This is a genomic window from Hymenobacter sp. M1-2, assembly GCF_057808495.1.
In genome coordinates this window covers 160,148-175,163 of the sequence record NZ_JBTYZO010000006.1, presented here as the reverse complement: position 1 = coordinate 175,163, position 15,016 = coordinate 160,148, and the positions used below count along the sequence as shown (strand labels likewise).

Annotated in this window: 13 protein-coding genes; 8 read left to right on the top strand and 5 right to left on the bottom strand. The window is 57.0% G+C overall.

Going from position 1 to position 15,016, the window contains the following annotated elements; all coding sequences use genetic code 11:
• Positions 1-44 precede the first annotated feature (44 nt).
• Together ACYSMN_RS07990 and ACYSMN_RS07985 are read right to left on the bottom strand one after the other, a co-directional pair.
• Positions 45-989 carry a cyanophycinase gene (locus ACYSMN_RS07990; RefSeq protein WP_488923333.1) on the bottom strand — a complete coding sequence of 315 codons (945 nt, stop codon included), beginning with the start codon at positions 987-989 and terminating at the stop codon, positions 45-47.
• 82 nt (positions 990-1,071) lie between these two features.
• Positions 1,072-2,880 (bottom strand): M1 family metallopeptidase, encoded by a 1,809-nt coding sequence (locus ACYSMN_RS07985; protein ID WP_488923332.1) that lies wholly within the window; start codon positions 2,878-2,880, stop codon positions 1,072-1,074.
• Positions 2,881-3,221: 341 nt separating this feature from the next.
• Here ACYSMN_RS07985 and ACYSMN_RS07980 point away from each other — a divergent pair, with 341 nt between their 5' ends.
• The 3 genes from ACYSMN_RS07980 to ACYSMN_RS07970 all read left to right on the top strand — a co-directional run bounded on the left by ACYSMN_RS07980 (position 3,222) and on the right by ACYSMN_RS07970 (position 6,972).
• Positions 3,222-5,009: a L,D-transpeptidase family protein gene (locus ACYSMN_RS07980; protein WP_488923331.1), complete on the top strand. Its 1,788-nt coding sequence runs from the start codon at positions 3,222-3,224 to the stop codon at positions 5,007-5,009.
• A 288-nt stretch (positions 5,010-5,297) separates the two neighbouring features.
• The gene (locus tag ACYSMN_RS07975; protein ID WP_488923330.1) at positions 5,298-6,050 is read left to right on the top strand and encodes a helix-turn-helix domain-containing protein; all 753 of its coding nucleotides are present in this window, start codon (positions 5,298-5,300) and stop codon (positions 6,048-6,050) included.
• Between the two features lie 751 nt (positions 6,051-6,801).
• Positions 6,802-6,972, top strand: coding sequence for a hypothetical protein (locus ACYSMN_RS07970; RefSeq protein ID WP_488923329.1), 171 nt, complete (start codon positions 6,802-6,804; stop codon positions 6,970-6,972).
• A 174-nt stretch (positions 6,973-7,146) separates the two neighbouring features.
• On the opposite strand, the gene ACYSMN_RS07965 is transcribed toward ACYSMN_RS07970, so the two are convergent.
• Both ACYSMN_RS07965 and ACYSMN_RS07960 read right to left on the bottom strand, forming a co-directional pair.
• Positions 7,147-7,620: a hypothetical protein gene (locus ACYSMN_RS07965; RefSeq protein ID WP_488923328.1), complete on the bottom strand. Its 474-nt coding sequence runs from the start codon at positions 7,618-7,620 to the stop codon at positions 7,147-7,149.
• A 321-nt stretch (positions 7,621-7,941) separates the two neighbouring features.
• Complete coding sequence (locus ACYSMN_RS07960; RefSeq protein ID WP_488923327.1) at positions 7,942-9,366, bottom strand: DEAD/DEAH box helicase; 1,425 nt, start codon at positions 9,364-9,366, stop codon at positions 7,942-7,944.
• Between the two features lie 375 nt (positions 9,367-9,741).
• Here ACYSMN_RS07960 and ACYSMN_RS07955 point away from each other — a divergent pair, with 375 nt between their 5' ends.
• Positions 9,742-10,260 (top strand): NUDIX domain-containing protein, encoded by a 519-nt coding sequence (locus tag ACYSMN_RS07955; protein ID WP_488923326.1) that lies wholly within the window; start codon positions 9,742-9,744, stop codon positions 10,258-10,260.
• A 103-nt stretch (positions 10,261-10,363) separates the two neighbouring features.
• Here ACYSMN_RS07955 and ACYSMN_RS07950 read toward each other — a convergent pair whose 3' ends face one another.
• Complete coding sequence (locus tag ACYSMN_RS07950; RefSeq protein WP_488923325.1) at positions 10,364-10,924, bottom strand: hypothetical protein; 561 nt, start codon at positions 10,922-10,924, stop codon at positions 10,364-10,366.
• Positions 10,925-11,164: 240 nt separating this feature from the next.
• Here ACYSMN_RS07950 and ACYSMN_RS07945 point away from each other — a divergent pair, with 240 nt between their 5' ends.
• The 4 genes from ACYSMN_RS07945 to ACYSMN_RS07930 all read left to right on the top strand — a co-directional run bounded on the left by ACYSMN_RS07945 (position 11,165) and on the right by ACYSMN_RS07930 (position 14,987).
• The gene (locus ACYSMN_RS07945) at positions 11,165-11,386 is read left to right on the top strand and encodes a hypothetical protein (RefSeq protein ID WP_488923324.1); all 222 of its coding nucleotides are present in this window, start codon (positions 11,165-11,167) and stop codon (positions 11,384-11,386) included.
• Positions 11,383-12,276: a UDP-2,3-diacylglucosamine diphosphatase gene (locus ACYSMN_RS07940; protein ID WP_488923323.1), complete on the top strand. Its 894-nt coding sequence runs from the start codon at positions 11,383-11,385 to the stop codon at positions 12,274-12,276. The genes ACYSMN_RS07945 and ACYSMN_RS07940 overlap by 4 nt, the downstream gene beginning before the upstream one ends.
• A gap of 117 nt (positions 12,277-12,393) precedes the next feature.
• Positions 12,394-13,404 carry a glycosyltransferase family protein gene (locus ACYSMN_RS07935; protein ID WP_488923322.1) on the top strand — a complete coding sequence of 337 codons (1,011 nt, stop codon included), beginning with the start codon at positions 12,394-12,396 and terminating at the stop codon, positions 13,402-13,404.
• A 152-nt stretch (positions 13,405-13,556) separates the two neighbouring features.
• Positions 13,557-14,987: a GH1 family beta-glucosidase gene (locus tag ACYSMN_RS07930; protein WP_488923321.1), complete on the top strand. Its 1,431-nt coding sequence runs from the start codon at positions 13,557-13,559 to the stop codon at positions 14,985-14,987.
• The last annotated feature ends 29 nt before the right edge of the window (positions 14,988-15,016 follow it).

Below are 15,016 nucleotides of genomic sequence, written 5' to 3'. Positions count from 1 at the left end.
GTATCTAACCAGATACGCGGCGTTTTCGTCTGAATATTAATAGGTTAAGCAGCTGGAGTAGGAGCTGGCGCGTTGGCGTCTTTGCCGGCCGTCATCAAGACGGACTCCGTGGCTTGCTGGCGTAGTTTTAGGTCGGGGTAGAATTCGCGTTGCGTCACGTCGTAGAGGTTGCCTTTGACCAACGCGTGCAGCAGCATGTTTTCGATGGAGATGGCCTCGCCTTTTTTGGCGGACGCCGCGTTGTTGTGCTCTAGCTTGTGGCCGTCCATGATGATAACCAGGTTGGAGCCGATGGCTTCCAACTGGCTACCTTCGGTGATGAGCACGCCCGTATCTTCGCCTAGCCCAATGCCGATGAGCTTGGGGTGCAGAGCCACGGCCTCGATGAGGCGCCCGAACCGGCCGCGCTTCACGAAGTGCGAGTCAATGACCACGTTGTTGAGCAGCCCCAGACCGTGGCCCATCTTCACGGCGCCCTTCATCAGAGCATCCGGCACGCTGCCGCCCTTGATCATGGTCTGCGACATGGCCATAGCTCCGGCCGAGGTGCCGGCAATGATGAAGTTGGGCTGCTCGTAGTAGCGCTGCTTGAGCACCTGCAAAAACTCCGAGCCGCCGAACATTTCCGTCAGCCGCGACTGGTTGCCGCCGCTCATCATCACTACATCGGCTTGGCGCAGACGCTCCAGGTACTCGGGCTGGCGGGCTTCCTCCGGCGTGCGGATGTCCATAATGTTCACGTTGTTGCAATTCAGCATCGTGAACGAGGAAATGTAGATGCGGCCCACTTCTTCGGGAATCATGGAGGCCGTCGTGATGACCTCGATGCGCGGGTCTTCCTTGCCGGATTCAAGAATGACCCGTTTCAGAATTCCTAGCTCGAAAAAGTTGAGGTAGTATTTCTTCTTGGTGCGAGGGTTCGGATAAGTACCCTTGTCTTCATTGCCGCCGATGGCAATGAGCTTACCTAGAGGTTTGGAAGTCTTCAACGCGAAAAATCAACTAAAGGAAAACGAAATGTAAAGTCACTACCGTTGAGATACAAGCTTCCGAGCCTGCCCAAGCAATTTTTTAAGCTCTGCCCACCAGCACATCAAAAGTGCTGGTCGCAACGGAGTGGTAATTGGGTCGGGCCTCGGCGTAGAGCAGCCGGGCCCGCGCCGGGCCGCCGGGCGTAGCCAGCAAAGCCTTGTAGAGCGGAGTTAGAAATTTGCGCCGGCCCACATGGGTCACAAACCGATGCAGAGCTTTGTCGGCGGGAGCGTAGCCAGCGGCTATAGTACGGGGAAACCACGCCGCCAGGATTTCGGCGTTGCCGGATTGGGTGAAGCTAAAGGCTGCGTCCAGCTCAGACAATTCTTCGGCCGATATAGTTTGGGGCAGGCCGTGCAGAAAGTGCACCCACTCGTGGCTGCTCCACTGCCCGGTGTTCAGTTCGCTGGCCGGCGTGCCCTGCCGCCAGCTGAGCAGCGCATCGTCCACGGCCTCGAAGAGGGCGGAGCTAACGGGTGGGGCCACGGCCGGGATGCCCGGCCCGTGTACCCAGGCATCGAGTTGCAACTTGTCTTCCAGCCCCGGGTGTTGGTCCAGAAGCTCGCGGCGCAGGTAGTCAACGAAGGTGGCCGTGTCCATGCTCTGAAAACTGTGCCGCGCGAAGTACTCCTTAATAAAGGTGTCCAGCGCTTCACGGCCTACCAGGTGCTCCAGCGTGAGCAGGAGGTAGTCGCCCTTTTCGTAAGCAATTTCAGTCAGGCCTTCGTCGGGGTCCCGGCCCGCGAGGTCGAGGTGCAGGTGGGTATCGGGGCTGCTGGTGCCAAGCTCCGTCAGGGTATGGAGTAGGGCTGAGTGTCCTAGCACCTGAAGCATGTCGGCGTAGGGGCGGCCGTAGAGCTTCTCCATGATGCGCCGCTCGAAGTACACCGTGAAGCCTTCGTTCAGCCAGAAGTCGTTCCAGGTGGCATTCGTGACGAGGTTGCCGCTCCAGGAGTGGGCCAGCTCGTGGGCGACCAAGCTGGTCAGGCTTTGGTCGCCGGTCAGAATGGTAGGTGTTACAAATGTTAAACGTGGATTTTCCATGCCACCAAACGGAAAGGAGGGAGGTAGCACCAGCAAATCATATCGGTCCCAGCGGTAAGGACCGTACAATTCCTCGGCCGCGGCCACCATGTTTTCCAAATCCTGAAACTCGCTCGTGGCCAGGGGCAGCGTAGCCGGCTCGGCATAAATGCCAGTGCGGCCGCTAAGCGGCGTAAACGCTAGGTCGCCGACGGCCAGCGCCATGAGGTAAGCTGGAATGGGCTGGCTCATATGGAAGTGATACTCGCCAGAGTCGCTCCGCTCTTGCGGGTTTTCGGCGCTCATCAAAGCCAGCAATTCCGACGGGGCCTGCACGCGGGCCTCGTACGTGAATCGGATGCCGGGCGAGTCTTGGCAGGGAATCCAGGTGCGCGCCAGAATTGCTTGCGACTGCGTAAAAAGGAAAGGCTGCTCCCGGCCGGCGGTTTGCTCCGGGTTCAGCCATTGGAGGGCCGCCGCACCGGGTGCAGTCTTATACAAAACAGTAACCGCCGTCGTGTCAGGTTGCAGCGCAATGCGGAGCGCCTGGCCCAGCACCGCGTCAGCCGCGCCCAGTTCGAAGTTGGTTGCTTCTCCGGTAGTGCCGCCGAGCAGCACCGCCTCAATGTGCAGGTCGCGGGTGTCGAGGTAAAGAGCCGGAGCCCCGCCGTGATTTTGCAGCTGCCAGGTAGCCGAGCCGTGCAGGGTGCGGGCCTCGAAATCAACGGTGAGGTCGAGGGTCAGGTGCTGCACGCGTACTTCGGCTGGTTGGGCGTAACTGTGCGGATCGGGGGTGAAGTGCGGGGTGGGAGCAGAAGCGGACATACGGATAAGCACAAGCGCAACAGCCAGCCGGCCGCGCGACGAAGACGAGGAAGAAGCGGCAAAGATAGCCAAAACTGCCCGCGTCACCGGAGCTCAACTACACCTTGAAGCTGAGCTGGCGCGGCCCAGGCAGCCATAAACGGGAGCCGTACAAAAGGGATTTTGATTGGCTGCGGATAACAAGTCTATCGGTAAAACTGCTAACTTGCCGGCTGTGGCAGAAGCTGTACCATCGACAACTAATAGTCCGGGAAAGCAGTAGAATGCGCAGTTGGTTGCCAGCCAGTTTTATTCTGGTTGTTGCCAGCTTCCTGTTCTTCCTCCCTACGCCACCTATCTGCATGAATTCGCCCTTTCGTCCGGCTTTTTTATCTACCCTGCTGTTTTGGCTGCTGAGCCTAACGATGTTGGCCTCTGCCTCCTCGTGCAGCCAGGAGCAGAAAGCCAAAATAAAGGAGGCTCTGCCAACGCTCAGCCTCAAAGGAACCGGTACTCAACCTAAGCTCGACAGCGTGTACGTTGTCCGTTACATGAGTGCCGAGCCCAAGTTCAAAGACCAAGTGGACTGGGCCAAAAAGTTCTATCGAGCCCGCGACTTCCGCCTCGGCTGGTTCCGCAATCATGAGCTGGTGCCCCAGGCTAAGACCATGCTTGGGGTCATCAACAAGGCCGCTGATGAAGGACTTGACCCAACTGACTACAAAACCAAGGACTTCGATAAGCTTTTTGCCGATCTGGAAGCCGCACAGGAAGACACTACAAAACGCAACACTCTAGAAAAGGAAATTGATGTAGCCCTGTCGGGTACCTACTTCAACTGGGCTTCCGATTTTTACCGGGGCACCGTCGACCCGCGGACTGTCAAGGCTATTGACTGGCAGGTGAAGCGCAACAAAATCAAGTTGCACAAAGCCTTAATGACCATTCTGCAGGAGCGAGAAAGCACCTATCCCTACTACGAGTTCGAGCCCCTGCACTCGGAATACGACCGACTAAAGAAGGCCCTGGCTGACTGCCGTGCCCTGCAACGCAACGGCGGCTGGCCCACTATTCCGGCCGCCACCAAACTCAAACCCGGACAAGCATCGCCGGCTGTAACTCTGTTGCGGCAGCGGCTGCTAGGCGCCCAAGCCCCGCCCACTGTTGATGCACCAGTGGCTGATGCTTCCACTACCACTCCCGCTCGTACGGTGGCCAATAACCCAACCGCTGCCGCCTCCACGGCCAAGGCTCCGGCCGAGAAATACGACGCGGAGTTGGTGCAGGCCGTGAAGGATTTTCAGACCCAGAATGGGTTGAAGCCGGATGGCATAGTGGCCGGTGAAACGTTGCGTTTGCTGAATGTCCCGTTGTCCCAGCGCATCGACCAGTTGATCCTGAACATGGAGCGTTGGCGCTGGATTCCGAAACGGTTCGAGCCCAATTACCTCCTCGTCAATATCCCCGACTACAAGCTGCACATGATTGAAGACAACAAGGAAGTCTTCGATATGCGCGTTATCGTGGGCAAGGCGATGAATGCCACGCCCGTCTTCAGCGACAAAATGGAGTACGTGGTGTTGGCTCCCTACTGGAACGTCCCCTACAGCATCATCGACAAAGAGCTGCGCTACAACTTAGCCGCCGACCCACAAGGCACCCTCGACCGCCTCGACATGGAAGTGGTGAAAGGCTCGGGGGCAAAAGCTACACCCGTCGACCCGAATTCCGTCGACTGGGCCAACCTAACTCCGAAGACGTGGAAGTACACCCTTCGCAAAAGGCCGGGCCCAAAGAATGACCTAGGAGATGTGAAGTTCATCTTCCCCAACTCCAACGATATCTACCTGCACGATACTCCAAACGATCAGCTGTTCGGCCAAACTAAACGTGGCTTCAGTCATGGTTGCGTACGGGTAGAAGAGCCAATGAAGCTAGCCGAATACCTGCTGCGCAGCAAGCCCGGCTGGGACATGGCTAAAATCGAAGAAACCATTGCGGGTGGGAAGGAGATGTACGTCAGTCTGCCTGAACATCTGCCGGTCTACCTAGTCTATTTCACGGCCTGGGTCGACGAAGCTGGCAACGTGAACTTCCGCGACGACATCTACGGCCACGATAAGTCACTCGCAAAAGAGTACTTCAACTAAAAGAGTACTTCAACTAACGTTACGCGGGCGAATTAGTCAGTCGTTCAAACAAAGCCAGAAGGCCCTGCCTGCTACTATAGCAAGGCAGGGCCTTCTGGCTTTATGGTGCAATCAGAATAATAAGATTTGTTGCTGGAGGATAAACGCAGGCGACACCGCCAATTTACAATTGTATTACATATGTAAACAAGCAGGATAGCATTTTGAATACTGGTTACATTATTAAACACAAAAACCTCCCTATGTTTACATTTGATACGCATGGGATTGTGATGGATTCTGCTTGTGATGAGTGTACATTTGTTATCTAATAGGGTTTTTGCAATGGTAGAACGGATTCGGGAGATCATACAACAGAATCAGCTTACGCCAACGCAGTTCGCGGACAGCATAGGCGTGGCACGGCCAATTGTTAGCCACATTTTGAGCGGGCGTAATAAGCCTAGCTTGGATGTAGTACAGAAAATCTCAGAGGCATTTCCGGCCATCTCGCTTTCGTGGTTGATAAAAGGCGAGGGCAGCATGGTTGCGGCGGCTATAGTTACTAATACTCCTGTAACCACCACCGGCAACCCTATTTCTGCTGCCTCATCTGCTGGCCCACCAGTCGCAACCCCTCAAGACAAACAAAAAGCTTCTAAAACGCCTCGTCCTGCCCTTCAGGATAACCAAGCGCTCGTCAGCACTGCCAGGCCCGCATCCGGTTCGTCAGCAGGCCTATTTGACGCGTTGGATAGCTCCGGCTCGCCAAACCCAGCTCTACCCCGCACCGAACCTGCGCAGCGGATTGAAAGTGCAAGCTTGAAACAACAGGGGCCTGCTCTCAAGCGGTTCGTTGTGGGGACTGTACCAGAGCCGGTACCCGCTCCGTCTCAGGAGAGTTCTGAAGCCCCTTCAGATACTGCCGTTTCCCGTCCAGAGGAAGCATCGTCAACTTCACTCGCGCGGGCTCTTGCTGAGCCTGGCAAAATCATTCGCCGCATCGTCATCTTTTACCAAGACGGAACGTTTACAGACTATCAGCCAGAAGAAAAAGCATAGTCCGATTGGTGTTGTTCATTGGTTTGAGAGGATGAGCAAATATAGCTCGGGGTGAGAGCAAGAAGTGCAATTTGTCAGTAGGGCGATGTGCTCTCTGATATCATCTTGATTGCAGCTCTAGGAGGGGCAGATAGGCAAGAGGCTTTGCCACGGTTTCGCATGAGATTAGTTTTAAAATGACTATAGATAATATTCCTTACTATATAAACGATTTTTAAGAAATAAAATGCTTTATATCATATAGTTGTAAATAAGATATATATTTTAAGTTTAAGCGATAAAGGGCATTTTAGGCAGGCCTTTCGAAATGAAATAATTCAATTTAATTCCTGCTCCACGCTGCTCATGCATCTGTAGGTGTATTGCTAAACTGTTTGCCATTCCGTTTTGCTTGGTATAGTCTCATTTACAGCAGCGCGACAGTGAGCTAACCTTCTTAGAGTTGCTAATCCGAGTAACACAGTATAATGGGGTTTTCTCGGCTGCACAAGCGCTTATGGTTTTTCTATAGCTGCTATCTGATGAACCGTTTTTCTGATGGATTCTGCAAGCAATTGAAGGAAATAATGGCAGTGAAAAACCTGGAGACCAACCATGGATAGCAAGACAATAGCCTCTGTTTACTTATGTAAGCAAACCAATTGGCTGCCCTGTTTTCCCTCGAAAAGAAACTAGCAACAAAAGAAAGCGTTGTAGAGACATGCCCTGCCGTTGGCTTGGCGATTTTCGGATGGGTGCTTACCTTTGAGTCATGAAAAAACTACGTCTGCTTTTCCTGCCTACCGCATGCGCGTTGCTGTTGCTCTCCTCTTGCTCGCAACCCCCAGACGCCGAGAAAGACCCCAACGCTGATGCTGAGTACAAGCGCAGTCACCGCACCGAAGGATACCGGGAGGCTCAGCGTAGCAATACGAACTACTAAGGCTCTGTATGATGGTCTCATGCTACTCTGGCTTCTGCGGATAGCATTGCTGCCAAAGGACTTCTACAAACAGAGAGTAATTAGCCTAATAAACGACGAAAGCCCCATCTGCTCGTGCAGATGGGGCTTTCGTCGTTTGATGAACTAGATGCTATACTAGAAAGGGGACACCAGCTACGCTGGCACGCTCACCCTAGCGGGCAGCAGGTGCGGCAACTGAATGTTTTCCAGCAACTGGTTTTCCAACAGGTCGGCCCAGGTGCGCAGGTAGAGCACCACGTCGTCGCGGTGGTTGTGGCGGAGGGCGTTGCGACGCTCGAACGGAATGGCCGCCCGAACAGTAGGATCGGAGAGGCGCTCTAAGTGCGTGAGGTCGGCGCGGGTGAAGCCGGCGGCTAGCATTTCATCAATGGTCTGGTCGATGGGCAGGCCGCTGGTAGGGCAGTAGTCAATGAGCTGCCGCTCCCAGTCGCCGTAGCGCTGCATGGCGCGGGTATGGATTTCGGCTTTGGAGAGACGAGTAATGGTTTGGGCCAAGTGCCCGCAGTTGCAACTGCCCATGTGGCCCCACTGGTAAGGAGCCTGCGTAACTAGCCGCTGAGCCGTGTCACGGAGCGCTTGAATGACGGCAAGAGTGCGTTGAGCCATGAGACGAAGATAGTTAGGATGCACAGCAGTGGCTATGATGCCACTCCCTATAAAATGCCTGATCAAGGTTTTTGTTTCAACTGAAGCCAGAAGACTTTGTCAGTTGCTATAAGCGCCAGGGCTAGCAACTCGTCGTAAAAATCTGTTTCGCTACGAGTCGCTAGCGAGTAGGTGATACCGCGCCACTTGCCTCAACGCATAGGAAACCGCTTCGCGCGTTGCGAAATAAGCTATTGCGCCAATGTGCCAATGAGCCCGATACCGCCAAAAAAACGGCCCTGACTATCGCCAAGGCCGTTTTAAAATCAAGTAGGATGCAGCTTACTGTGGGCGTCCGCCGCCACTGTTGCCGCCGCGGTACCGGCGCCGCTGGCCGGAACCTTGGCCGCCTGCCTGTCGCTCGCCCGCTGGCCGGGCCGTAGGAGCGGCTTGTCGTTGGTGGTTGCTGCGTTCTTGGCCGCCCCGAGGAGCGCCGGCTGCTTGGCCCTGACGCGGTGCGCGGGGAGTGTTGCCTTCGCGGCCGGGGCGGGGTGGGCGCCCAGCCGGGCCCTTGGGCCGCTTGATGGGTGCGCCGCCGTGCAACGGCACGGGCGCCACTAGGTGCGTGGTATACGGGTGGTCTTCCACCAGATCAATCTGGCGGCGGATGAGCTTCTGAATATCCTGGAGATAGGCTCGCTCTTCGTCTTCCACAAACGTGAAAGCCGTACCGAAGGCGCCCGCGCGGCCCGTGCGGCCAATGCGGTGCACGTAGGTTTCGGGCTCGTTGGGCACTTCGTAGTTGATAACGTGCGTCAGCTCATCCACGTCGATGCCGCGGGCCGCAATATCGGTAGCTACCAGTACGCGGGTGGTGCCGGCTTTGAAGCTGCTCAGCGCGCGCTGCCGGTGGTTCTGCGACTTGTTGCCGTGAATAGCTTCGGCCGGGATATTCGCCTTCTCCAGGGTCTTTACCACCTTATCGGCGCCGTGCTTGGTGCGCGTGAATACCAGCACTCGGCGGATGTCGCGGTCCTGCAGCACGTGTTCTAGCAGCGCCGGCTTATCGCCTTTATCGACCAGATACACGGCCTGCGTGACGGTATCGGCGGTGCTCGATACGGGCGTGACGGCCACTTTCACGGGGTTGGGACGCAGAATGCTGGCCGCCAACTCCTGAATCTGGCCGGGCATGGTGGCCGAGAAGAACAGCGTTTGGCGCGAAGCCGGCAGCTTGGGCAGAATCCGCTTGATATCGTGGATGAAGCCCATGTCGAGCATGCGGTCTGCTTCGTCGAGCACGAACACCTCAATGTGGCGCAGGTCGATGAAACCCTGGCCCATGAGGTCGAGGAGGCGGCCGGGAGTGGCAATGAGCACTTCTACGCCCCGCTTGAGGGCTTGTACCTGGCTGTGCTGGCTCACGCCTCCGAAAATGACGGTGGTGCGCAGCTTCGGCAGGTGCCGGCCGTAGGCATTGAAGCTTTCGCCGATCTGGATGGCGAGCTCGCGGGTGGGCGTGAGCACAAGGCAACGAATGCGGCCCGGCGCGTGGCGCTCTACCTGGGCGGTTTGATGCAGGATCTGTAGAATCGGGACAGTGAAAGCGGCGGTTTTGCCGGTACCCGTTTGCGCTACGCCTAGCAAGTCATGCCCTTCCAGCACGTGCGGAATGGCTTGTTGTTGAATAGGAGTGGGCGTGGTGTAGCCTTCCTCGTGCAGGGCACGCAGGATAGGATCAATAAGATTAAGGTCGTCGAAGGACATCAAGCAGAAAAGAAAAAACGAGGCTGCCCGCACGGGCAGCGGAAGTATCAGGGTACGGTTGAGCCCGTAAAGGTCGTTGGTTTTGCGGCGACTTAGCGGGGCGGGACAATTTTGCGAAGCCGTAGCGCTGGCCGATGCGCCAGAATAGCCTGAACCAGGAAGGGCAGAAAGTCCTGGCTTGAAGACTACTACCGCGGGTTAGGAAAGAAGAAAAGCAGGGGCAAGATTACGGTAAATATTTGACTATTAAGAAACGAGGCTGATGTCTGAACCTTATTGGTAAGATCATAATCTCTAGATAGCTATGGGTATAACTCTTATTGGGGCATTTTCCGTTTACTTTTCGAAAAATAACCTTGATTTCTGCTGCAGATTATGAAAGTAACCGACCGCAAGACCGCCTACGATGGCCATTTTAAGCTGCGCCTACTCACGCTACAGGACGGCGACGACCAACTGAAGCGGGAGCGTTTTGAGCCGGGCCGGGCCGTAGCGGCATTGGTTTGGGACACCAAGAAGGAGCAGTACGTGCTGGCTCGCCAGTTTCGAGTAGGACCGGAAGCCGAGCTTCTGGAACTAGCCGCCGGCATGATAGACGGCGACGAAGAACCAGAAACCGCCATTCGCCGCGAACTGCAAGAGGAACTGGGCTACGACGTGGACCGGTTGGAGCAAATTGCCCGCATCTATCCGTCGCCCGGTACTAGCTCAGAGATTATCACCGTCTTTTTCGCGGAGGTCAGCAATCAGTCGGGGCAGGGAGGCGGACTAGCCGAGGAAAGTGAGAAAATAGAAGCCGTGGCACTGTCGCGCGAGGAACTAGTGCGTCAGGAGTTCGAAGATGCCAAGACCATTATTGCCGTGCAGTGGGCCCAGCTGCATCACAAACAATAATCCTGCTGCTTAGGTGAAAGAGACCTGCTTTATACAAATGGTATAACAACAAAGAAGCCTCTGATCCAGAGGCTTCTTTGTTGTTATACTTCTGATAAACAGGCTACTGAGTTTTTACAATGTACTCGAAAGTCTGCTTGGTCTTGATGTCGTTGATGACCACCGTTACGTCTTGGGGAGTCTCAGTTTTAACAAATGGAATAGCGCGCTTGCTTACGTACAAGTCACGGTTCCAGAAGCGGCCTTGGCCTTCGGGTAGAGCCGGTACGTTGAATACTTCTTTGCCGTCCTTGTCTTTGGCTACTACGCTCAGGTAGGCTGGGTCGGCGTTGGCGCCACCCCGGCGGTACATCGTCACGACGAGCTGGCCGCCGGGAGGAATTTGGCTGAAACGGCGCTGGTAGGTGGTGTCGGCCCAGTTGTTCATCTTCTTCAAGGCGTCAATTTCCGTGAGCAATTCCGCGTAGGGACGGTAGGCTACGCGCGTAACGCAGGCATCTACCTCGGCATCCTCATCCGTGTTTTTCGTGACGTTGAGCACGTATTGGCATTCTTCGTCTTTCTTGGGGCGCAGGTATTTTTTGCGGGGCGTGCCGGGCATGTATTGCGCGGAAGCCACCAGCGTGAAAAGCAGGAGGGTGGCCAGGAGGGAAATCTTCTTCATAAGCAACTAAGCAAGGAATAGGACCGGGATTCAGTTTCCGATTCTTCAAAGGTACGCAAGCGCTGAAGCTGCACCACTGGCTTTCGACCAAAAACTCTGTCGGCCCGCTCAATGCCGTGTATGACCCTGCCGGTTTGCTGAGATAAGGGATATTTTGAAGTTGACATAACGATAATGCCCCCGTAACGCCCTGTTCATAGGACATGACGAACTTTGGGACGGGTCAAAACGGCTTCTCCTATGCACGCTTCCCTCTCTCTGCCCCTGTCGCGCCGCTTGGTGCGCGGGCTGGCTTACCTGGTGTTCCAGATGGCTTTGGTTGCAGCCTTCCTACTCCGCTCTCTAGGCGCGTTGCGGCTCCCCTTCTACTTCGGCAGCGCCGATGAAAGCTCGCAGGACGCGCGGCCCATCCGCCGCACGCTGCCGAGTGCCCGCCTCAAGCCCCGTCCCGCCCTCCGATGAGCAAACCCGCCAAGCGCCGCCGCGTGGAGGTGGCCGTTATCAGCGACGTGCACCTGGGCACCTACGGCTGCCACGCCACCGAGCTGCTGCGCTACCTGAAAAGCATCAAGCCCAAGGTGCTCGTGCTCAACGGCGACATCGTCGATATCTGGCAATTCAGCAAAAACTACTGGCCCGCCGCCCACATGCGAGTGGTGCGTCACTTGGCCGGCCTGGCCGCCAAGGGCACGCGCATTCACTATCTCACCGGCAACCACGACGAACTGCTGCGCAAGTTCGCGGGCACCCGGTTTGGAGCCTTCAGCATCGCCAACAAGCTGGTGCTCGACTTGCCCCACGGCAAAACCTGGCTGTTTCACGGCGATGTATTCGACGTGACCATGCGCCATTCGCGCTGGCTGGCCAAGCTGGGGGCCGAGGGCTATGACTTACTCATTCTACTCAACCGGCTCGTGAACTGGGCCTTGCAGAAGCTAGGCCGGCCCCGCGTGGCGCTGTCGAAAGCCGTGAAAGACCGCGTGAAAAGCGCCGTGAATCTGGTGAGCGACTTCGAGCAGACGGCCGCCACCATTGCCGCCGACCAAGGCTACAGCTACGTGGCCTGCGGGCACATTCACTACCCCGAAATTCGGCCCATAGTCACCGCGAAAGGCGAAGTCGTGTACCTCAACTCCGGCGACTGGGTGGAAAACCTGACCGCGCTGGAATACACGGCCGAAACCGGGTGGACCCTGTACCGCTACGCCGACGATGAACGGATGCAGCACCCCGCCACCGACGAAACCGAAGCCGACGAAGCAGACACCGCCGCCGATACCCCAGTTGACGCGCTACTCGCTGGCTTGCTAGCCGAGTTTCAGCTGCAAAAACCAGTAAATAATGAAGAATGAGGAAGGAAGAATGAGGAATTACTGAATGGCTACTAGAACCCCAACAGGGCACTACTGAAGGTCCAATTCCTCCTTCTCAATTCTTCATTCCTCATTCCCAATTCTTCATTAAACCAAATGCCGCGCATACTTTACGCTATTCAAGGTACCGGTAATGGCCACCTCAGCCGCGCCCTCGATATTGTTCCGCTCTTGCAGCAACGGGCCTCCCGGGTAGATGTGCTGGTGAGCGGCCCGCCGGCCGACATCACCCTGCCATTTCCGGTGCGCTACCGCTGCCACGGCATGGGCTTCATCTTCGGCAAAAAAGGCGGCGTCAACTTCGTCAAGACGTTCTGGCAGATGAATTCTGCGGCCTTTCTGCGCGAGGTACGCTTACTACCAGTGGAGAGCTACGATCTGGTGATCAGCGACTTCGAGCCGGTATCGGCGTGGGCTTGTCGGCGGCACGAGCGGCCGTGCATTGCGCTGAGCCACCAGAGCGCCGTGCTCAGTGAGTTCGCGCCCCGGCCCAAAAACGACGACCTCGTGGGGCGGGCCGTGCTGCGCCACTACGCGCCGGCTACGCAGCACTACGGGTTTCACTTCGAGGCCTACGAGCCTCACATCTATACGCCCGTTATCCGCCAGCAAGTGCGCGCCCTCACGCCCCAAAATGAAGGGCACTACACGGTCTATCTGCCGGCTTTCGACGAAGCAACGCTGGTGAGTCGGCTGCGCTACCTGAGCCGCTCGGTGCGCTGGGAGGTGTTCAGCAAGCACAGCCGGCAGGAGTCGGAGCACGGCAACGTGCTGGTGCGCCCGGTGAGCGGCGCGGCTTTCCTCGACAGCCTGGCTCGCAGTGCCGGCGTACTGTGCGGAGCCGGTTTCGAGACGCCCGCCGAGGCGCTGTACCTGGGCAAGAAGCTGCTGGTGATACCCATGAAGAATCAGTATGAGCAGGCTTGCAACGCCGCCGCGCTGGCTGCTATGGGCGTACCAGTAGTAAAAAGTCTTAAGGATAGGTTTCTCTCGACGATGGATGAGTGGTTGGTTAATGGCCAGCCAATTCCCGTCAACTACCCCGATAACACCGGGGCTATACTAGACAAGCTGTTAGCGGAAGTAGGCGTAGGAGCCGTGCATTAACCCACCCGCATCCTGGACCAAGCGAAGCGTTTTCCCACTGAACGTTCCTCAACGCAACGTTTTGTGGGAAAAATACTTCGTTCGGCCCGGGATGCCGTATTTATCACCTCATCACCTCATCACCTCATCACCTCATCACCTCATCACTTCGAATGCTGCCTGCTGCTTTCTTTCCCCCAACTACGCCCGAATTATTTTCTCGTCCGGACTTCGGGGCCGGTTTCCACTGGGGGGTATCGGCGGCAGCATACCAGATAGAGGGGGCGTGGAATCTGGATGGCAAGGGCCCGAGTATCTGGGACGAATTCGTGCGCCGGCCGAAACGCATTAAGCGCGGGGAAACTGCCGATGTGGCCACCGACTTCTACCACCGCTGGCCGCAGGATCTGGACTTGATGCACCAAATGGGTATTCCAAATTTCCGCTTCTCGTTGTCCTGGTCGAGGATTATGCCGGAAGGTAAAGGAGCAGTCAACCAAAAGGGCATAGACTTCTACGACCGGCTGGTGGATGGTTGTTTGGAACGCGGCATCACGCCCTGGCCCACGCTGTATCACTGGGATTTGCCGGCCGCTTTGCAACACCAAGGCGGCTGGACCAACCGGGCGGTAGTAGGCTGGTTCTGCGACTACTCCCAGCGCGTGGCCGCCCGCCTGGGCGACCGGGTGCAGCACTGGATGGTGCTCAACGAACCGATGGTGTTTACCGGCGCTGGGCATCTGTTGGGCATACATGCGCCGGGCCGCCGTAGTCTGGGCGCTTTTCTGGCTGCTACCCACCACGCCGCACTGGCGCAAGCCGAAGGCGGCCGGGCACTACGAGCCGTGCTGCCCGCTACGGCGCACATCGGCACCACGTTTTCCTGCTCCTACGTCACGCCCTGGCGCGAAAACCACATCCGCGACGCCCGTGCCACCCGCCGCGCCGATGCGTTGCTCAACCGCCTGTTCGTGGAGCCGGCACTGGGCTTAGGCTATCCGGTGGCCGATGCCCCCATATTAGGCTGGCTGGACCGCTACATGAAGCCCGGCGACGACGCACTGTTGCCATTCGACTTCGACTTCTTGGGCGTGCAGAACTACACGCGCGAGGTGGTGCGCCACGCGCCGTACGTGCCCCTGCTTTGGGCCGCGCTGGTTGGAGCCGCCCGCCGCGGTGTGCCGCACACCGATATGGGTTGGGAAGTGTACCCGGAAAGCCTGTATTATATGTTGAAGAAGTTTGGCGCCTACCCCAATGCGCCGCGGCTGCTGGTGACCGAAAACGGCTCGGCTTTTCCTGACCTGCGTCCCGCTGGCGGGCGCCTGCCCGACCACGGCCGCCGAGCATTTATGCAAGCCTGCATCGGACAAATGCTGCGCGCCCAGCGGGAAGGGGTGCCCGTGGATGGGTACTTCGCCTGGTCCTTTACGGACAATTTTGAGTGGGCCGAAGGCTACGGGCCGCGCTTCGGGCTGGTGCACGTGGAGTACGAAACCCAGCGCCGCACCGTGAAAGACTCCGGCCGCTGGTACAGCCGCCTACTAGCTGGCGAAAAAGTGGGGACGGCAGCTGAGCTTCATAATTCAGTAACCACCTCATAAAGTTGCCGTAACAGTGCTCGGGTAGCTTT